General features: G+C 50.3%; 16 protein-coding genes. 8 read left to right on the top strand and 8 right to left on the bottom strand.

The window, feature by feature from the left end; translation table 11 throughout:
• Positions 1–318 precede the first annotated feature (318 nt).
• From GZ59_RS08875 to yieE, 4 genes are all read right to left on the bottom strand, one after another.
• A complete protein-coding gene (locus GZ59_RS08875; protein ID WP_080708289.1) occupies positions 319–1,308 on the bottom strand; it encodes a 2-hydroxyacid dehydrogenase in 990 nt (329 codons plus the stop codon).
• A 472-nt stretch (positions 1,309–1,780) separates the two neighbouring features.
• Positions 1,781–3,898 (bottom strand): TonB-dependent receptor, encoded by a 2,118-nt coding sequence (locus tag GZ59_RS08870; RefSeq protein WP_039291246.1) that lies wholly within the window; start codon positions 3,896–3,898, stop codon positions 1,781–1,783.
• Positions 3,899–4,238: 340 nt separating this feature from the next.
• Complete coding sequence (locus tag GZ59_RS08865; protein ID WP_039291244.1) at positions 4,239–5,714, bottom strand: amino acid permease; 1,476 nt, start codon at positions 5,712–5,714, stop codon at positions 4,239–4,241.
• Positions 5,715–5,849: 135 nt separating this feature from the next.
• Complete coding sequence (gene yieE, locus GZ59_RS08860; RefSeq protein WP_039291241.1) at positions 5,850–6,722, bottom strand: DNA-binding transcriptional regulator YeiE; 873 nt, start codon at positions 6,720–6,722, stop codon at positions 5,850–5,852.
• 118 nt (positions 6,723–6,840) lie between these two features.
• Between yieE and GZ59_RS08855 the strand changes: the two genes are divergently transcribed.
• On the top strand, positions 6,841–7,914 hold the full coding sequence (locus tag GZ59_RS08855) for a YeiH family protein (RefSeq protein WP_039291239.1): 1,074 nt from the start codon (positions 6,841–6,843) through the stop codon (positions 7,912–7,914).
• A gap of 203 nt (positions 7,915–8,117) precedes the next feature.
• On the top strand, positions 8,118–8,963 hold the full coding sequence (nfo, locus tag GZ59_RS08850) for a deoxyribonuclease IV (RefSeq protein WP_039291238.1): 846 nt from the start codon (positions 8,118–8,120) through the stop codon (positions 8,961–8,963).
• 281 nt (positions 8,964–9,244) lie between these two features.
• On the opposite strand, the gene fruA is transcribed toward nfo, so the two are convergent.
• From fruA to fruB, 3 genes are read right to left on the bottom strand one after another with little or no spacing between them, the layout of a single operon-like run.
• Positions 9,245–10,936: a PTS fructose transporter subunit IIBC gene (fruA, locus tag GZ59_RS08845; RefSeq protein WP_039291237.1), complete on the bottom strand. Its 1,692-nt coding sequence runs from the start codon at positions 10,934–10,936 to the stop codon at positions 9,245–9,247.
• 18 nt (positions 10,937–10,954) lie between these two features.
• Positions 10,955–11,893: a 1-phosphofructokinase gene (gene fruK / locus GZ59_RS08840; protein ID WP_005967280.1), complete on the bottom strand. Its 939-nt coding sequence runs from the start codon at positions 11,891–11,893 to the stop codon at positions 10,955–10,957.
• Complete coding sequence (gene fruB, locus GZ59_RS08835; protein WP_039291235.1) at positions 11,890–13,023, bottom strand: fused PTS fructose transporter subunit IIA/HPr protein; 1,134 nt, start codon at positions 13,021–13,023, stop codon at positions 11,890–11,892. The genes fruK and fruB overlap by 4 nt, the downstream gene beginning before the upstream one ends.
• Positions 13,024–13,357: 334 nt before the next feature.
• Here fruB and setB point away from each other — a divergent pair, with 334 nt between their 5' ends.
• Entirely contained in the window at positions 13,358–14,536 is a 1,179-nt protein-coding gene (setB, locus tag GZ59_RS08830; protein WP_039294900.1) for a sugar efflux transporter SetB, read from the top strand.
• Between the two features lie 10 nt (positions 14,537–14,546).
• Here the strand turns inward: setB and GZ59_RS08825 are convergent, their stop codons facing one another.
• The gene (locus GZ59_RS08825) at positions 14,547–14,801 is read right to left on the bottom strand and encodes a hypothetical protein (protein ID WP_005967276.1); all 255 of its coding nucleotides are present in this window, start codon (positions 14,799–14,801) and stop codon (positions 14,547–14,549) included.
• 288 nt (positions 14,802–15,089) lie between these two features.
• Here GZ59_RS08825 and yeiP point away from each other — a divergent pair, with 288 nt between their 5' ends.
• The 5 genes from yeiP (at position 15,090) to GZ59_RS08800 (ending at position 20,639) form a co-directional block, all read left to right on the top strand.
• Positions 15,090–15,662, top strand: coding sequence for an elongation factor P-like protein YeiP (gene yeiP / locus GZ59_RS08820; protein ID WP_039291233.1), 573 nt, complete (start codon positions 15,090–15,092; stop codon positions 15,660–15,662).
• An 86-nt stretch (positions 15,663–15,748) separates the two neighbouring features.
• Positions 15,749–16,750, top strand: coding sequence for a CobW family GTP-binding protein (locus GZ59_RS08815; protein WP_039291232.1), 1,002 nt, complete (start codon positions 15,749–15,751; stop codon positions 16,748–16,750).
• Between the two features lie 33 nt (positions 16,751–16,783).
• Complete coding sequence (locus GZ59_RS08810; RefSeq protein WP_011094272.1) at positions 16,784–17,485, top strand: phosphatase PAP2 family protein; 702 nt, start codon at positions 16,784–16,786, stop codon at positions 17,483–17,485.
• A gap of 322 nt (positions 17,486–17,807) precedes the next feature.
• Entirely contained in the window at positions 17,808–18,389 is a 582-nt protein-coding gene (gene mepS, locus GZ59_RS08805; protein WP_005967268.1) for a bifunctional murein DD-endopeptidase/murein LD-carboxypeptidase, read from the top strand.
• Between the two features lie 441 nt (positions 18,390–18,830).
• Positions 18,831–20,639, top strand: a complete 1,809-nt coding sequence (locus GZ59_RS08800; RefSeq protein WP_039291230.1) for an extracellular solute-binding protein — start codon at positions 18,831–18,833, stop codon at positions 20,637–20,639.
• Positions 20,640–20,644 lie beyond the last annotated feature (5 nt).

Here is a 20,644-nt window from a genome sequence, read left to right as displayed (position 1 = left end):
AGATCGCTACATTAATACAGGCGCATCGCTATTCCCATCTTCACTGGATATAAAAAGTTAAGCAGACAATAGATTACGAAAGATTCGCCCCGCTAAAACGTTCAATTTTAGTAATGAATTAAAATTGATGAATATCATATTTTAGCTGCCGGGAAATATTCCCTCATACCCGGCTAAATCAAATTACCTCTATACCCTAAATAATTCGAGTTGCGTGAAGGCGGCAACCGAGCGAGCCCCCAGGAGCTTACACAAGTAAGTGACTGGGGTGAGTAAGGGCAGACAACGCACAAGCAGCTTGAAGTATGACGGGTATATTTATCTATGTCCGTTCTGCTGAACATACTCATCAATATTTTCAATCGTCTTTTCCATCAACAATTGCAGCGATGAGGCGGACGTCCAGGAGATATGCGGAGTAATCAGAAGATTAGGTAGGGTTTTCGCCGCAACCATCAACGGATTGTCTTTTTCCGGCGGCTCCTGCGTCAGACAGTCTAGCGCTGCGCCAGCAATGCCACGCTGGAGCAATACCGCTGCCAACGCGCGCTCGTCAATTAACCCGCCTCTGGCGGTGTTAATAATAAACGCGGTTGGCTTACACAACGCGAGCGTCTCTGAATTAATCAGATGCTGCGTACTCGCATTTAGCGGGCAGTTGAGTGAAATCACATCAGCCAGCCGCAGAACCTCCTCAAACGGCAGATACCCAGCACGACACAGTGATACCCCTCTGTGCTCGGCAAAAATCACCTTCATCCCCAGCGCCAGAGCAAGACGTGCAACTTCCCGTCCAATCGTCCCTGCACCGATGATGCCAAGCGTAGAGCCTGCGATATCCTTGACCGGATGATCAAAGTAAGAAAATTGCGACTGGCTGGCCCAGCGATCGCTCAATTGATCGCGGTACCATGCCATAATGCTGTGCTTCAGCGCGAACATCATGGCAATAACGTGCTCGGACACGGCTTGCGTCGAGTAGCCCGGTACGTTTTTGACCGTGATCCCCAGTTCTTTAGCAGCCGCAAGATCGATATTGTCGGTTCCTGTTGCTGTCACAGCAATCAGCTTCAGCGCAGGCAACGCGGCTAAGGTCTCGCGCGTTAATAGCGTTTTATTTGTGATGATAACGTGGGTGTCTTTTGCTCGGGCGATAACTTGATCGGGTGAGGTATGGCTATATTCAATCCATTCATGGCGGCATTGTGGACGCCTAAAACTCGTCTTTTTCAGGAAAATGGTTTCAGGCAGTGAGCCTTTATCCAAAAAGGTAATTTTTAACATCATCGCGCCCTGGTTGCTATTCATACATCGATCTCCGATTGCAGATATCAAGGGTTCCGCAGTCGGCAATCACGACAGGTATTCTCATACAAAAATAATGAATTAAATTCTCTGTATGACACAAGACAACGAACGTATTAATAACGTTACACTTCCTGCCTCATCGGAAATCCATCACTCCCTAACGTGAAGCGTAGTCAGCATTAAAGCAATTAACAATACCTAATATAATGAATTTCATTCATCGACATTGTTATCGTCGATATTCAGAAATATCACAAAAAAATAAGTGCTGATGATATTCACTCATTGTTCTCATGATGCTGGCAAAGGGAGGGAATAATAAGGGTGATAGCAAAACCTGGTCGTTAATCAGCAAGAATAAATGCGCGAGAAAAACCTCAGAAATGATGCAGTGTCTTTAGAGGGGGAAGGAAGCGGAGTGAGAATCATTATACCCCGGAACGAGCTTGACTCATTCCGGGGCGCTGTTTCATCAGAAGTTGACGTTTACCGATACCCAGTAATTACGACCTGGTACTACGGAACCTGTAGTGACCTGACTTGATGTAAAGTAATCACCCGCTGTTGTCGTACCCGTTCCGACCGGGAGGACATAGGTCTTGGTGAAATCTTTGTCCAACAGGTTATTAACCGATCCGTTCAATGTTACATCTTTGGATATCTTATACGATCCGCCGAGGTTCACGACGGTGAATGATTTGAAATCCGAGCCAAGATTGTCATGAACAACCTTGTTTGCATCACTGAGTTGGTCATAATTTTCCGTGAAACGAGCCGTTTTGCCTCGATATTCCGCTTTAAGCCAGGTACTCAACTGCTCGTTCACACTCCAGTTTAAACGCGCATTGGCCATGTGCTTAGGCGTATTGGTCAAACGGGCACCGGGATTTTCTCCGCCTTTCTGCTCGCTGTCAGTAAAGGTGTAATTCACGTTCAGCGTCCAGTTGTCTGACCATAGAGGGATAGTCGATCCCAACTCCAGACCTTGCGTGTTCGCTTTACCAATATTGCGATAGCTAGACGTTACCGTATCAATTTCGTAACTATCGATCTTATTACGGAAGCGGTTATGGAAAAGCGTAGCGTTAGTAGAGAAACCACTAAAATGCTCATAGTATGCCCCCAGTTCCGTATTCACGCTTTCTTCCGGCTTCAGGTTAGGGTTACCAATCGTATTGATCGTACCCTGCCCCGTTACGCCACTTATGCCGTTATGTAACCGAGCCAACGATGGCGTCTTGTAGCCTGTGCTCACCCCACCTTTAATCGTTAATTCATCCAACGCATTCCACACGAGATAAGCACGTGGGCTAACATGGCCACCGAACGCTTCATGATGCTCATAACGAGCGCCTGTGGTTAACGCTAGCGAATCAACAATGCGCCATTCATCTTCAGCAAAGAGCGACCACGAATTCTGTTCGAATTTCTCACCCGTATTCGCCAGAACAATTCCATCTTTCATGACGGCATTCCAGTACTGCCCACCCAGCGTCACTAAATGACTGTCACCTAGTGGGCTAACCAGTTTCGTATCAAGAATGTAGTTGGTATTTTTTAGCTCGCGCTTTTGCCCTGAGGCTGTTGACCCTGCCGGCACCGTAGAACGAGGAATCAACCGTCCCTTGTTCTCTGTCTGGTTGAAGGACAAGCTCGAATTCCATGTACCAAAATCGAGCTGATTATCGCTACCCAGCGTAACCTTGCGACGCTCATAACGCAGTGTATCTTCATAACCGCCGCCCCGAGCCGCAGTACCAGCTCCCAGCGCACCGAGTTGTTCTTCCTTGTTATCATATTTCTGGTTGGAGACTTCACCATCCAGCCACAGGGTATTACGACTATCCAGCAGCCAGGATAACTTACCACCCAAAAGGTAATTGTCAGACTTAACTGGATTCGGACCACGCATACTGAGCTCCTGTCCGGTTGAGGACGAACTAACTTCTGATGCATCGCGGCGTAAGATGTTGCCGCGCAGGGCGAGCCCCAGTTTGTCTTCGATCAACGCACCGCTGGAATAAATCGAGAACTTGGACGCGTCACCATAGTCTCTGTCCTCCTGAAAAGTATGATCCAGAGTGATATTTCCGACCCACTCTTTCGACGCTTTTTTGGTGATGATATTTACCACGCCACCCATCGCATCAGAACCATATAACGTTGACATCGGCCCGCGGATAACTTCAATACGCTCTATCGCCGCCAACGGTGGAATAAAGCCGGTGTTCATTGTACCAAACCCATTCGGCGTGACATCTGATGAGCCGTTCTGGCGAATACCATCAACCAGAATCAGCGTATAGTCACTTGGCATACCGCGAATGCTGATGTCTAGGCCACCTGTTTTACCCGTTGAGCTTCGTACATCAACTCCTTCTACGTCACTGAGTGCTTCACCAAGATCGTTATATTTACGTTTAGTCAGTTCATCATGACCAACAACCGAAATACTCGCGGCCGCTTCGGTGATTTTTTGTTCATAACCCGAAGCCGTCACAACCATCGTATCGTCCTGTGCGGCGATAACGGGTGTCGTTGCCATTGTAACCAGCGCCAATGCCACCGATTTTCTTATATTTATTGCCATGCGTCTGTGTCCTCAGAACGGATGATTTACATTGAGTTTTTTTGTTCAACACATTGTAATGAGCAAATAATAATTGTAAATGAAAATTAAAATCATTTGCATGCGCAATAAGGAATGAAATTGATGTGGCATTTATTCATAAAAAACAAATAATTAAATTAAAAAAACAATTATTAAATCGAGTTAATGTAAAATAACCCGGTAAATCAAGGTGAATAAATTTGATATAAATCAACACATCAATATAAGAGGAAGTATGAAGGACAGTGCGAAAACGAAAAAAAATCAATAAAAAAGGCGACCCCCATCAGGGAATCGCCCGTTAACGGTATGCTAGCGATTAGTCTTTATGATCCGGGAACGTCATATCCTGATACTTGATGAAGCCCGTTCCACGATACAGCTTATAGCCGAACCAAATCAGCAGGAACAACGGAATGCCGATGTAGGTTGCCGTGACGCCATACCAGTCGATGTTGTCTTGCAGAAACGCCTGATAATTCTGCCCCAATGTGATGATCAGGCAGAGCACAAAGGCGAAGATCGGCCCTAACGGGAAGAAACGCGACTGATAAGGCAGACGGTTCAGATCGTGGCCTTGCATAACATAGCCGCGACGGAAACGGTAATGGCTGATCGCGATCCCTAGCCAAGCAATAAAGCCGGTCATTCCCGAGGTATTCAACAACCACAGATAAACCGTTTGGTTACCATACAGAGAAGACAGGAAACACAGCGCAGCCACCACGGTTGTTGCATACAGCGCATTACGTGGCACACCCCCTTTTGACAGCTTAGCGAAAATACGCGGCGCTTTACCTTCCGATGCCAGCGTAAACAGCATACGTGTAGAGGCGTACATCCCGGAGTTACCCGCCGACAACACCGCCGTCAAGATGACCGCATTCATGACCGCAGCGGCAGACAACAGACCCGCATTCTCAAACACCAGCGTGAACGGACTCACCGTAATGTCTTTCACATCATTACGCAGCAGGTTCGGATCGGTATACGGAATGATTAAGCTGATAATCAGAATCGCGAAGATGTAAAACAGCAGGATACGCCAGAAAACCTGACGGATGGCACGCGGAATGTTTTTGCTCGGTTCCTGGGACTCCCCAGCAGCCACACCGATCAGTTCCGTTCCCTGGAAAGAAAAACCCACGATCATCGCCACGCCGATCATGGCGGAGAAGCCACCAGCAAACGGTGCATCGCCAATCTCCCAGTTGTGGAATCCAGCATTTTCCGCACCGCTCATGATGCCCGTAATCATCATCACACCCACAGCAATGAAAATAATGACCGTCGTCACTTTAATCAGTGAGAACCAATACTCGGCTTCGCCAAACCCTTTCACGGAAATGTAATTAAGTAGGAACATCAGCGCCAGAAACAAAGCGCTCCAGATCCAGCCGGAGACTTCAGGGAACCAATATCCCATCACCAGTTGCGCAGCGACCAGATCGACCGCAATGGTCACCGCCCAGTTGTACCAATAGTTCCAGCCCAATGCGAAGCCGAAACCTTCCTCAACATAGCGAGATCCGTAGGTAGAAAATGAACCAGAAACTGGCATGAATGCCGCCAGTTCGCCTAGGCTCGTCATCAGGAAGTAAACCATCAGCCCAATCAGGGCATAAGACAGGAGTGCACCACCGGGACCCGCTTGTGAAACCGTCGCACCAGAAGCGACAAATAACCCGGTACCAATCGATCCGCCAATGGCGATCATCGTTAAATGCCGCGCTTTCAGTTCACGGCGCAGGGTCGGTGCGCCCTGTGTAGTTTGTTGAATATCGTGCTGAGCCATTGTTATCCTGCGTGCTCGTGCTAAAAATCGAGGCGGGATTGTAGCAAATAGCGTTGTACTGGATAGTTAAGATCGTCGAGTTATAAGAGAGCTTAATAACTCACGCCCGATTATTAGCAGCAGAAAATATTTTCACTATGGCATTTCACAGCAATAACTCAGGAAACGCTGTAACACATTTGAAAGATGTTTCTGTCGGTGGTGTACCAAATACAGCGTCCGCGTGAGTTTAGGCAACGGCACCTTCAATTCCACCAACGAGCCTGACGCCAGCTGTTCAGCAATCACATGCCGTGACAGGCAACTGATACCAATTCCATGGCGAACCGCATGTTTAATTGCCTCCGAATTACCTAATTCCATCACCAGATGGAAATGTGACAGGTGCGTCAACAACAGATGATCCAGCACTTCACGCGTGCCTGAACCGCGCTCACGCAGGATCCAGTGGGCATCCGCCAGCGCCGCTAATGATACCGTCCCCCGGCTGAGCGGATACTCGGGAGAACAAAATACCACCAGTTCATCTTCCAGCCAGGGCTGCGTAATTAAATGAGGGTGATGGCAAGGGCCTTCGATCAAGCCCAAATCGACACTAAATTCAGACACGCGGGTGATCACATCTTGCGTATTGCCGACATGCAGTTCCAGCGGAATTTCAGGGTAGTCATGGCGATAGCGGGCAATCATCGCAGGCAATAGATAGTTGCCAATAGTACTGCTGGCATAAATACGCAGTGCTCCATTATCACGCCGGAAGAGCTGCTCAATTTCTATCGACTGTTCAAGCAATGCCAGCGCCTTGGGGTACAGCAGGCGGCCATGCTCATTAACAACCAGACGTTTACCCACGCGGTCGAAAAGTTGAACACCCAGCTGCCCTTCTAAATCCGCCAGAGCAGCGCTGACTGCCGATTGAGAAAGTGAAAGCACAACGGAGGCCTGTGTCGTTGAACCACTTTTCAGGACTTCGGCAAAGACTTCCAGTTGACGTAACGTGATATGCATAGTGCGCTCTTTATCTGAAATACTTATAGGTTATAAATATATAATCAATTTCTCTTTTAATCTCATGGATTATAAGCTGGCTTCTCAATTCGGTACGGTCAGAATAGGCACCAAACCCATGGCTCTTCCTGCGACATTACAAGCGATAGCACCACCCAATGGAGCAAAAGCGCGATTACCTGGCCTGTTGTTAGTAAGTTTAATAACTTTTTCACTTCTCTGGCTGGCAAATATTCCGAAAATCGCCCACTGGGGACCCGGCTCACTGACATTAGCGATCCTAACTGGGATCGTGCTGGGGAATAGCGTTTATCCGCGAATTCATCCTCTGTGCGATCCCGGTGTGCAGTGGGCCAAGCAGCACTTACTCCGCTGGGGCATCATACTTTATGGTTTTCGTCTCAGCTTTCAGCAAGTTGCTGCCGTCGGCTTTACGGGTATCGCCGTCGATCTTACCGTCGTCACGCTAACATTTTTGCTCGCCTGTTGGATTGGCAAGCGCTGGCTGAAGCTCGACAATGAGACGGTGATTCTCATCGGTGCTGGCAGCAGCATCTGCGGTGCGGCGGCGATAATGGCAACAGCCCCCGTTGTTAAAGCCGCTGGCAATACTATTGCCGTCGCGGTTTCCACCGTGGTGATCTTCGGTACGACAGCCATGTTTTTGTATCCGTGGCTCTATCAACTCAATCTCGAACATCAGTGGATTGAAGCTACACCGCAGATCGTCGGCCTGTATTTTGGTTCAACAATACATGAAGTCGCTCAGGCCGTTGCCGCTGGGCATGCCGTTGATGGCGCGACGGAAAACATCGCCGTTATCAGCAAAATGCTGCGCGTGATGATGCTGGCACCTTTCCTTCTCATACTCGGGTTCTTCCTGAAAAAAAACACGCAAAAACGTGATGCAGAAGACGCTGTTCCACTGATGTTCCCGTGGTTTGCCTTGGGATTCATTGCCGTGGCCGCCTTCAATTCTTTCCCGCTACTTTCTCCGACACTCGTCACCCAGTTAGTTCAACTTGATAATGTACTACTGACGATGGCGATGGTGGCGTTAGGCCTGACTACCCAATTCAGCGCCATCCGTCAGGCAGGAGCAAAACCGCTACTGCTGGCACTTATTCTGTTTATCTGGCTGGTGATCGGTGGTGCGGGAATCAACCTGTTCTTCGAACACTTATTCAGCTAACGATAAATTATTTACCCATTAACGTCTGATTAACCCATACCCTAAATAATTCGGGTTGCAGGCAGGCGGCAAGTGAGCGAATCCCGATGAGCTTACTCAAGTAAGTGATTCGGGTGAGTAAGCGCAGCCAACGCACATGCAACTTGAAGTATGACGGGTATGCATGACGATGCCATAATGTCTTCGTTATAGAGGAGACCAACATGAAATACATCGGAGCGCACGTTAGCGCAGCAGGCGGTGTCGATCAGGCCGTGATTCGCGCGCATGAGATAAAGGCGACCGCTTTCGCCTTATTTACCAAGAACCAGCGCCAATGGCAGGCTGCCGCACTCAGTGCAGAGGTCATTGACCGTTTTAAAGCCGCGTGTGAACAGTACGCCTATACGTCGGCACAGATTCTGCCCCACGACAGCTATTTGATTAATTTGGGTCACCCAGACGAGGAAGCGCTGGAGAAATCACGCATCGCGTTTATTGACGAAATGTCCCGCTGCCAACAGCTTGGGCTGAGCCTGATGAACTTTCATCCCGGTAGCCATCTGAAGCAGATCGAGGTAGCGGACTGTCTGGCACGTATTGCCGAGTCCATCAACATCGCGCTGGCGGAAACGGACGGTGTCACCGCCGTAATTGAAAATACCGCCGGACAAGGCAGTAATCTGGGTTTCCGTTTTGAACATCTGGCGGCCATCATCGATGGCGTGGAAGATAAAAGCCGTGTCGGCGTCTGTATCGATACCTGCCACGCCTTCGCTGGCGGGTACGATCTGCGAACAGAAGCGGATTGCGAAGCGACCTTTGCTGAGTTCGATCGCATTGTTGGGTTCCGCTATCTGCGCGGAATGCATTTGAATGATGCGAAAAGCACGTTCGGCAGCCGCGTTGACCGACACCACAGCCTGGGAGAAGGTAATATTGGCAAAACTGCTTTCAGCTACATTATGAAAGACACCCGTTTTGACGGTATCCCGATGATTCTGGAAACAGTCAATCCCGACATCTGGGCCGACGAAATCGCCTGGCTCAAGTCTGAAGCCCAGTACTGATTATACTCTAAATAATTCAAGTTTCAGGAAGGCGGCAAGAGAGGGAATCCCGATGAGCTTACTCAAGTAAGTGATTCGGGTGAATGAACGTAGCCAACGCACATGCAACTTGAAGTATGACGAGTATATACATAAAAAAAGCGCCAGTTGGTGAATACCAACTGGCGCTATCTCATCCACATCCTTGTGTTATGGCAGTACGCTTTCTTCACTTTGCAGGTGTGACGGTTAACTTTCCCCGCCATCATCCTGCATCGTGAAATTTATAACGATAATCAGGCTTATGCCGCTTTCGCCAGTTGCTCATCAGAGCGTTTCAGCAGTGCATACAGCACGCCCGCGACCGCCGTTCCCGCAATGATCGCTAACAGATAGCCGATAACTGGGGTAATTGCGCCTGGAATCAACAGTACGAACAGACCACCGTGTGGTGCCATCAACTTAGCGCCCACCGCCATCGACAGTGCACCAGTCAATGCCCCACCGATGATGCAGCAAGGCAGAACGCGCATTGGATCACGCGCGGCGTAAGGAATCGCCCCTTCGGAAATAAAGCACAGGCCCAGTACAAACGCCGCTTTACCCCCTTCACGTTCAGTCGGGTTAAATTTCTTGCTTGCCAGCACGGTTGCCAGACCCATCGCCAACGGTGGCACCATACCCGCAGCCATGACAGCGGCCATCGGCGCGTAAATCTGGCTACTGAGTAAGGTGGTACCGAAGACGTAGGCCACTTTGTTAACCGGGCCGCCCATATCCGTACACATCATCGCACCCAGAATCGCACCCAGAATCACCGCATTCGCCGTGCCCATGGATTGCAGCCAGCCTGTCAGGCCAGTCAGGATTTTCGCCACCGGCGTACCGACGACGTAAATCATGATAAGACCGGTGATCAAGGTAGCAAACAGCGGAATGATCAGGATCGGTTTTAGCGCAGTCAAACTTTGCGGCAGAGTCAATTTATTGTTGATTGCTCTGGCAATGTAACCCGCAAGGAAACCGGCAATGATACCGCCGAGGAAGCCCGCACCTGTACTCACCGCCAACATCCCGCCAACCAGACCCGGCGTTAAACCCGGACGATCCGCAATGGAGAAAGCGATATAGCCTGCCAGTACCGGCACCATCAGCGCAAAGGCAGAACCACCGCCGATCTTCATCAGCGCTGCTGCCAGCGTACCTTCCTGTTTAAAGGCTTCAATACCAAAGACAAACGACAGTGCGATACACAAGCCGCCCGCCACTACCATCGGTAGCATGTAAGACACGCCGGTCAGCAGGTGACGATATGGGCCTGCTCCGCCTTTCTGACCAGACTCGCTCGCGCTTGACGCGCCAGCTTGCCCGGATGGCTGATACACTTTAGCCTCAGCCTGCGCTTTATCTAATTCTTGCGCCGTCTTTTTCAGTGCCAGACCCGTCGACGTGCGATACATCCTCTTACCGGCAAACTTCGCCAGATCGACTTCAATATCCGCAGCGACGATCACCAGATCGGCCTGCTCCACTTCTTCTGGGGTAATCGTATTACCTGCGCCAACGGAGCCGCGTGTTTCAACCTTAACCCACCAGCCGCGTTTTTTTGCTTCGCTTTCAATCGCTTCTGCCGCCATAAACGTATGCGCGACGCCAGTCGGGCACGCCGTTATCGCAACAATACGCTTGGCAGTAACGGGTTGCTGAACGGAAGCTGACGCGACGGCCTGATACGCCGTTGCTTCAGCCTGCGCTTTCGCCCAAAAGGCTTCCGGCTGCGAAACAGCCAGTTCGATATCACCGACATAAACCTGCTTGCCATTCAGTGCGCTGTCCGCCGCAGCGGATGCACCCAGAACGATCGCCAGTTCAGCATCGTTAGCATGTTCTGTAAACGTCACCTCTGCTTTCGCAGCGGCAGCGCCGAGTAGGTTTTTCACTAGTTGGCTTCTCGCCAGGCCCAGTGATTTATCCAAAATCAGCAGCGTTTTCATTGTTTGTCTCCTGCTGTATCAGTTAAAGGGTTTTAGGTCGACACGCGCCATCATTGCGGCCAACTGAGGACGATCGGTAATACCTACATTACTTTGGCTGACGGCCAGAGCCGAAACCGCCGTAGCCAAACGCAGAGTGTGCTCACTGGACTCACGCATTAATAAGCCATAAATCAACCCCCCAACCATGGAGTCGCCCGCCCCTACCGTACTTACCACATCACAGGCAGGTGGTTTTGCCAGCCACGCGCCAGATGCATTCACCCACAGCGCACCTTCCGCACCCAGTGAGATCACAACATGCGCGATACCCTGTTCACGCAGCGCGTGAGCGGCATCCACCACATCAGCCAGCGTAGGTAATTTACGCCCAGCCCATATTTCCAGCTCCCGGCGGTTCGGTTTCACCAACCAAGGAGAGGCCTTCAGTCCCGCCACCAGCGCTTCACGGCTGCTGTCGAAAATAATGCAAGGACACTGCGTGCGCAGACGAGACATCCAGTCGGTAAACGCATCAGGATCGACGCCTGCAGGCAAACTACCGCTCACCGCGACCATGTCGAACTGCCCAAGCCAGCTCAGCGAATCATTGACGAAACGCTGCCAATCTTGCTGTGTCACTTCAAAACCGGAAAAGTTGAAGTCGGTTACGTCGCCATCTTTTTCCGTTAATTTGACATTAATACGCGTACGTCCTGGCACAACCTGGAAACGGTTGGCAATGCCCAACTCGCTGAACAATTGCTGAAAACCATCCTGATTGTCTTTACCCAGAAAGCCACCTACCGTGACATCAATCCCGAGATCTTTCAGCACCTTGGCAACGTTGATACCTTTACCTGCGGCGTGCAGACCCGCTGTCTGAACCAGATTGACTTCGCCTTTCTCAACTTCTGGGCAATAGCCAACCAGATCGTAAGCTGGATTCAGGGTGATTGTGGCTACTCTCCTGCTCATGCTGCCCCCTCGCCCAAACCGGACGTAATCGCGTCGCCAATAGCGGCAAGTGCTTGCTCCGCATCGCTACCGCTGGCGGTGAAACGCAGTTTGTGACCTTTTTTCACGCCCAGCGCGACGACTTTCATCAGGCTGCGGCCATTTGCCGGTTTGCCTGTGCCATCCAGATTGGTCACCGTAATCTCACTAGTGAACTGTTTGACCACGTTCACCAGCATGGTGCCCGGACGAGCGTGCAGACCGTGTTCGTTACGAATGGTAAATTCTGCCGTCAGCACTTCGCTTTCTTCCGGTACGTCGCTGGTCAAGAGTGCCAGCAGCGTCGGTGCATCAGCCGTCAGCAGACGTTCCGCTTTTTGCGTAATCAGCAAGTTGCTCAAGTAATCGATAGGTGCAAAAGCCTGATCGTCAGCAGCCGCAACCGTCACCAATAAGGCCACGTTTTCACCGTCAACGCTGAAAGGCGCAGCCGGGCGTGCCACCGCAGCCGCGCTGCTGAGGTTACCGACAGCGCTATCGCTGAACCACACACCTTGCCCCAGATTCAGCGGTTTGTTGCTGACGGTGGTGCTGACAAAGCTAGCGTCTGCTGCACCGACCTGCTGAAGACGACCGGCGTTCAGCGCCTGAAGTGTCAGCAGATTATCGGTCGCTACATCCAGCGCAATCAGCGAGGTGTCAAAACGGAACTCCGCCAATTGCTGCTCGCCCATTAGCAGGCTACGCAGTTCTTCTGCTGAGGTTGTGCTTGCCAGCAGTGCCGCTACGCGATCATCGCTCAGGACGTGAGTCAGCTGACGCAGCAAAGCCAGATGCTCATCAGAGCGAGCTGCAATCCCTAACACCACGTAGGCGGTTTGGTCTTCACCCCAGGCTATACCCTGAGGAAACTGAAATACTTGAACTCCGGTCTTCAATACCAAATCGCGGGTATCGGTTGTACCGTGAGGGATAGCAATACCGCTTCCCAAATAAGTAGATGTTTGCTGTTCGCGCTGTAGCATGCCGTCGACATACCCTGCGTTAACGCACCCGGCAGCGGTCAGTGCTGAAGCAACAAGCTGGATAGCTTCCTGCTTATTACTTGCCGCTGCGCCCAAATGAATATCTTGCTGTGACAACTGGAACATGGCGCTCCTCTCTTGCTGAAAGTTGAATCGTTTCAGCTTTTATGAGAAAAAAATGTGGTGATGATTAGGGCGTTTCAAAAAAAATCCCGCTGAAACGTTTCAAAAGTCTCATTCTATTACGTACTTTATGCAAGCTTTCTACACTGCTGACGTAACAAAATTTTGACATCACGCACATTTTAACGTGGATGACGCACTGCCCGCCAACAAAAACCCTCAAATGGCTGAAGCTGTGCTGACGAAAAATAATGAAACAAGATTTCTGTTTCATTATAAACCCGCGTACTATGTCGCGCTCGACAGCCTCTGCCTATTTTCCAAGCGCTATCAATTTATGTTCACTCCTGCAAACACAACACGACGCCCGCTTGACCTGACATCGTCAGCATTTTTAATCATTGCCTTTCTGACTGGAACAGCCGGTGCCCTGCAACTTCCCACGCTCAGCCTCTTTCTTTCCAGCGAAGTACAGGTTCGTCCTTTTATGGTGGGGATGTTTTATACCGGCAGCGCAGTTATTGGCATCGTCGTCAGCCAAATGCTGGCCACGCGTTCAGACCGTCAAGGCGATCGTAAATCGTTGATCTTCGTCTGCTGCCTGCTGGGTGCATTGGCCTGCATGCTGTTTGCGTGGAACCGTAACTATTTTATTCTGCTCTTTATCGGCGTCTTGCTGAGCAGTTTTGGCTCGACCGCGAACCCGCAACTTTTTGCGCTGGCGCGCGAGCACGCGGATAAAACCGGTCGTGAAGCGGCAATGTTCAGCTCAATCCTCCGCGCCCAAATTTCTCTCGCTTGGGTTGTCGGCCCGCCTATCGCCTTTGCGCTGGCACTAGGATTCGGCTTCACCACGATGTATCTGACCGCCGCAGTCGTCTTTATCTTGTGCGGCATTTTGGTCAAATTCTTTCTACCCTCCATGCCCAAAGCGGTGGAGAAAACCACCTCCACGCTGGAATCACCTCGCCGCAACCGTCGTGACACGCTCTTGCTATTCATCGCGTGTACCTTGATGTGGACCTGCAACGGGATTTACCTCATTAATATGCCGCTGTATCTGGTGCATGAGCTTCATCTGCCAGAAAAGCTGGCGGGTATCATGATGGGCGTTGCCGCTGGGCTGGAAATTCCGGTGATGTTGATTGCAGGTTACGTTGCCAAACGCTTCGGTAAACGTTTCCTAATGCGGCTTGCCGTTGCATCTGGCCTACTGTTCTTTAGCGGATTGTTGTTCTTCAACGGAGAAACCGCGCTGCTGGCGTTACAGGTGCTGAACGCTATTTTCATCGGGATTCTAGCTGGAATAGGTATGCTCTATTTTCAGGATTTAATGCCTGGACAGGCAGGGGCTGCGACGACGCTGTTTACCAATACCACCCGCGTTGGCTGGATCATCTCCGGCTCACTGGCCGGTATCGTCGCTGAAATCTGGAGCTATCACGCCGTTTTCTTTTTCGCACTGCTGATGATCGTCGGTTCCATCTATTGTATGTCACGCATCAAAGATGCCTGACCACCGCAATTCAAGGCGCGGTGTCAGCTTCCAGTTTGAGCAGGTAAATCATCGCCTCATCCCGATGGCTGAAACACATATCCGCACGCGGCTTTAGCCCCGCGCAAACCGCAGGCCGCAGAGGGGAATGGAATAACCCACAGCGCATCGCCTCATCAAGATGAATACAGGGCGTGTTTGCTGGCTTGCCGTGCGGCAGGCCCGGCATAGGCGTTGAAATCGATGCCGCGATGCAGCAAGCACCGCAATGAGGGCGACAGTCCATCAGTAAGCTCTCCGGTGGGCTGACAAGAGATAAGAGAGCGCCACGATAGCAGCCCGATAGCAAAAAACCAATATCAGCCCCATTCATCTTATACTCTAAATAATTCGAGTTTCAGGAAGGCGGCAAGGGAAGGAATCCCGATGAGCTTACATAAGTAAGTGATTCAGGTGAGTGAACGCAGCCAACGCACATGAAATTTGAAGTATGACGAGTATCTACTTGCCTGAATTCTCCGGCGCGAGTAACGTGTCGCCACAAAAATCACACTCCTTATAACAGGTAATTTTTATGGCAAGAGCGAACGAGATTAAACGCGGAATGGTCGTTAACTATAACGACAAGTTATTGCTGGTAAAGGACATCGATGTCCAGAGCCCCAGTGCCCGCGGTGCCAGCACGCTGTATAAAATGCGTTTTTCTGACGTCCGCACGGGTTTGAAAGTGGAAGAACGTTTTAAAGGTGACGATATTATCGACACCATCACGCTGACACGCCGCACGGTGACCTTCTCTTATATTGACGGTGACGAATACGTCTTTATGGATGATGAAGACTACGCCCCTTACCTCTTCAAAAAAGATCAAATAGAAGACGAACTGCTGTTTATCCCTGAAGGCGGTATGCCGGGGATTCAGGTATTAAGCTGGGACGGCCAAATCATTGCGCTGGAACTGCCGCAAACGGTAGATCTGGAAATCATCGAGACGGCACCGGGCATTAAAGGTGCTTCCGCCAGCTCACGCAACAAGCCAGCCACCATGAGCACCGGTCTGGTCATCCCAGTTCCAGAATACCTGAGCGCAGGTGAAAAAATCCGTATTCACATTCCAGAACGTCGCTACATGGGCCGCGCAGACTAACAACGACCTCGCACCATCAGCACGATACGTGTCGCCGGATGAGATATCCGGCACATTTCAACCGTCCATTCATATAGGAGCCTGCCATGCTAACGAAAGTCAATTTGATTACGGGGTTTCTGGGTAGTGGAAAAACCACCACAATTCGCCATCTTCTGTCGCAAAAGCCTGAAGACGAAGTCTGGGCAGTGCTGGTCAATGAATTCGGCGAAGTGGGCATTGACGGTGCCTTACTGGCGGACAGCGGTGCTGTCCTGAAAGAAATTCCCGGCGGCTGCATGTGCTGCGTGAACGGCTTGCCGATGCAGGTTGGCCTGAACATGCTGCTGCAACAGAAAAAGCCCCATCGATTACTTATCGAACCCACGGGGCTCGGCCACCCGAAACAAATTCTCTCATTGCTGACGAGTGACATCTATCAGCCCTGGCTGACATTGCAGGCCACACTGTGTCTGCTGGATGCGCGCCAGTTAAGCGACACGCGTTACACAGAAAATGAGAATTTCCGCGATCAGCTTGCCGCCGCTGACATTATTATCGCCAACAAGCGCGATACCTACACCACCGATGATCTCGCGGCCTTACAACAGTGGCAACAGGCAAACAGCGAGGGTCGGCAAATCATCGAAACCAGTCAGGGAAACCTTAACCGACAGCAGCTCGACCAACCGCGACACCCTTTATCGCAAAACCGTGTACGCGAACTGCCGGACGGCATTCACCACCACGCACATAAGCCAAAAAATGGTTTGGCCGCGCTGCAATTACCGAGTGGGCAATCCTGGCGACGTTCTCTTAATCAGGGACAGGGCTACCATGCCTGCGGTTGGATATTCGAGCCTGAAACCGCTTTTGACACCGCCACCTTGCTGGACTGGGTTCGCCTTTCCCCCGTGAGCCGGGTTAAAGGGGTTATGCGTATCAAAGAAGGGACGCTCGTCGTCAACCGTCAGGGACTCGATCTTCATATAGAAACCCGATCGGCGGCACCGATTGATAGCCGTATCGAAGTCATCAATGAAACACCGGCAGAATGGAATACGTTGCAAGCCTCATTGTTAAAGGCTCGTTTACCTAACGTGGACTAAACTGGAGTTTTTCGTATTTGGATGCTTTGCCTTATGTCATTTGCTCGTATTTCTTCTATTTTAGTGCTCAATGTGTTGGGTATTGGTCTGTTTTTATCTTGGTACCTGCCGGAAAATCATGGTTTTTGGCTCACGCTCGACAGTAACATCTTTTTCTATTTCAACCGCCTTTTGGTTGATAGTCCGGCATTTTTACATCTGGTAGCGATTACCAATAACCGGGCTTTTGACGGCTGTGCGCTTATTGCGATGGGGTTGCTGTATTTGTCGTTTTATCTGAAAGCCTCCCCCATAGAGCGCCGCCATTTGTTAATCATTGGCTTCATCATGCTGTTAACTGCCGTAGTGCTGAATCAAGCGGGACATTTGCTGCCCGTTCAACACGCCAGCCCGACGCTCTATTTTAGTGACGTCAACCGCGTTTCAGACTTAACGGGTATACCTACCAAAGATGCTTCATCGGACAGTTTCCCCGGTGACCACGGTATGATGTTGATGATCTTTGCTGCCTTTATGCTGCGCTATTTTACCCGCACCGCTTTCGCTATCGGCGTGGCCATCACAGTAATCTTCTCATTGCCTCGCATCATGATCGGTGCACATTGGTTTACCGATATTGCCGTCGGTTCGCTCTCGGTTGTTCTGGTCGGCTTGAGTTGGTGGTTATTAACGCCAGCAAGCGATGCCGCTATTGCCCTGTTAAACCGACGATTACCTAAGAAATCGACAGTATAAATTCATATGATTTCAGCTTTTTTACATCGACATTTTTTAGCTGAATACATCATTAAATCTTATAAATAAATTAGTTAAAACTACTCGCAATCCTACTGCTGTTGCGGTAGTCTCGTTGAAGTTTGCTTTTTAGCGCATACTGAACTAGTAGCGACAAGAAAAATAATGTGCATTCTGGCACACTTTCGTTGATGAGTATTTGGCTAAGAAGAAACTCTGATTTAGTCTGACTCTCGTTTTCGTTTGGCATTTATGCCCCAGTGAAATGGGGATACTACATAGCGATATTTATCGTTAAGGACAGCAAGGGAACATAACAATAATGGTCAAGTCTCAACCGATTCTGAGATATATCTGGCGGGCAGTGCCTGCCGTAGCGGTAGCAATGATGCTCTCCGCATGTGGAAGTAATAGTGCATATAACCATAAAGCTCAAACTGATATGCATGCAGTTAATGATAAAGATGGTCTTTTACTGCAAGCCTCTCAGGATGAATTTGAAGCACTGGTTCGTAACGTGGACATCAAGTCCAAATTGCTTAACCAATATGCCAGTTGGAAAGGTGTTCGTTACCGCTTAGGCGGTGATAGTCGCCGTGGCATTGACTGCTCAGCTTTCGTTCAGCGCACCTTCCGCGAACAATTTGGCATGGATTTACCGCGTTCGACCTATGAACAGCAAGAGATGGGCCAGCAAATTCAGCGCAACAAACTGCGCGTTGGCGATCTTGTTCTGTTCCGTGCAGGTTCAACCGGACGCCACGTTGGTATTTACCTCGGCAACGATCAGTTCGTCCACGCATCAACCAGCAGTGGTGTCATCATCTCCAAAATGACAGAAGACTACTGGAATAAGCGTTATCAAGAAGGACGCCGTGTTCTGAGTAAAGGAAAAACCAGCTAAACAATATCTGTCCCTTGCTGTGGTATTGTTTAGTTAGCCAACGAAACGAGATGACATTAACGCCGCTTATAACCTAAGCGGCGTTTTTTTATGACGAACATCCTTATCCGTCACCCTACGGACCGTTGCTGCGCAACGTTGGAAAACGTTCCCTACGTTTTTTATTCCTGCCTCCTCCGAATGCCACTTCGTTCCTCCCCTTCTGCGGCATATTGCGCAAAATATGACTGACTCAACAATCTGAAACATTAACAGGCCGTGATTAAGGTAGGTTTATCACCTGATTTCATGATAAAAAGAAAACACGCAACTTCCCTATGGGAATGTTAATTATTTCAAGAACTTTATGCCGAAGAAATCGGCATCGTCGACGTTACGATATGGCATATCTACATCAGACGCCCAATCAGATAACGACCACTCGCAGGAGATTGCCGTCAGATGTTAAAACGCGTTATCGCTGCCGTATTGCTTTGCACGACCCATTTTGGGCTGCATGCCGAAACGATTGAAAACAGCACCCGCTTCGCACTGTTGGGGGAACCCAAATATGCCGAGAATTTCAGCCATTTTGACTATGTCAGTCCTGACGCCCCCAAAGGCGGCAGCATCACTCTCAGCGCACTGGGTACCTTTGACAATTTCAACCGTTTCGCGCTACGCGGCACAGCGGCGGCACGTACTGAACGTCTCTATGATTCGCTTTTCACTTCCTCTGATGACGAACCCGGCAGTTATTATCCACTCGTCGCGCTGACGACACGCCATTCGGCGGATTTCCGCTGGATTGAAATAGAGATGAACCCCAAAGCCCGCTTTCATGATGGCACCCCGATCACGGCGGCCGACGTGGCGTTCACTTACAATATGTTTATGACGCAGGGCGTGCCGCAGTTTCGCATCTATTTTAAAGATGTTACCGCCAAGGCCGTTGCACCGCTGACCGTACGCTTCGATTTTCCCGTATCCGACAAAAACCGCATGTTCAGCCTGCTGACCTTGCCCATCATGCCGGAAAAATTCTGGAAGAATCATAAGTTCAGCGAGCCGCTATCCTATCCACCCCCGGCTAGTGGCCCTTACCGCATCACCGCCTATCGAACGGGGCAATATGTTACCTATTCTCGCGTGAAAGACTACTGGGGTAACGATTTACCGGTAAATAAAGGCCAGTACAATTTCGACAAAATCCGCTACGACTATTATCTGGACGACAGCGTCGCACTAGAGGCCTTTAAAGCGGGAGCCTTCGATCTGCGTGAAGAAGGATCGCCAAAAAATTGGGCGACCCAATATCAGGGTGGCAACTTTGCGCGTGGCTACATCATTAAACAGGATCAGGTCAATCAATCCGCTCAGGATACGCGTTGGCTCGCGTTCAATATCCAGCGGCCGCTGTTTCAGGATCGTCGCGTTCGTCAGGCGTTATCCTTGGCATTTGACTTCAACTGGATGAACAAGGCGCTGTATTACAACGCTTATCAACGTACCGACAGCTATTTCCAGAATACTGAGTATGCCGCTAAAGGTGAACCCAGCGCAGAGGAACTGGCCTGGCTGACGCCACTGAAGGACAAAGTCCCCCCCGAAGTCTTCGGCACGGCCTACAAACCGCCCTCATCCGACGGCAGCGGGTATGACCGACAAAACTGGCTTAAGGCAATCAAGCTGCTGGAAGAGGCTGGCTGGGAATTGAAAGATCAGAAGCTGGTTAATCGCAAAACCGGACAGCCATTTACGTTTGAACTGCTATTGCCAAGCGCCGGTAATTCGCAGTATGTCTTGCCTTTCCAGCAGAGCTTGAAAAAACTGGGCATCACCATGAACGTGCGTAACATCGACAGCACGCAGTTCAACAACCGCCTCCGTAAACGGGATTTCGATATGCTGGCAACGGTATACAGCGCGTCGCTCTACCCCAGTGCTGACCTGCAAATTCGCTGGAGTTCGCAGTATATCGACTCGACCTACAACCGACCGGGAGTCAGCGATCCCGCGATTGATTCACTCATCGAAGACATCGTTAAGCATCAAGGGCAAAAAGTCCCCTTGCTGTCATTAGGCCGCGCGCTGGACAGGATATTGACCTGGAATCAGCTCATGATTCCGATGTGGTATTCCAACCATGACCGCTTCGCCTATTGGAACAAGTTTGCCATGCCTGCTGTACGACCGACCTATTCACTTGGTTTTGATGGTTGGTGGTTCGATACCAAACAGGCAGCTACGCTGCCCGCAGAGCGACGTTAAGGAAT

The sequence above is a fragment of the Pectobacterium atrosepticum genome (assembly GCF_000740965.1).
Taxonomy (GTDB): domain Bacteria; phylum Pseudomonadota; class Gammaproteobacteria; order Enterobacterales; family Enterobacteriaceae; genus Pectobacterium; species Pectobacterium atrosepticum.
Note: the sequence above shows the minus strand (reverse complement) of the source record. Positions and strands in the feature narration are given on the sequence as shown.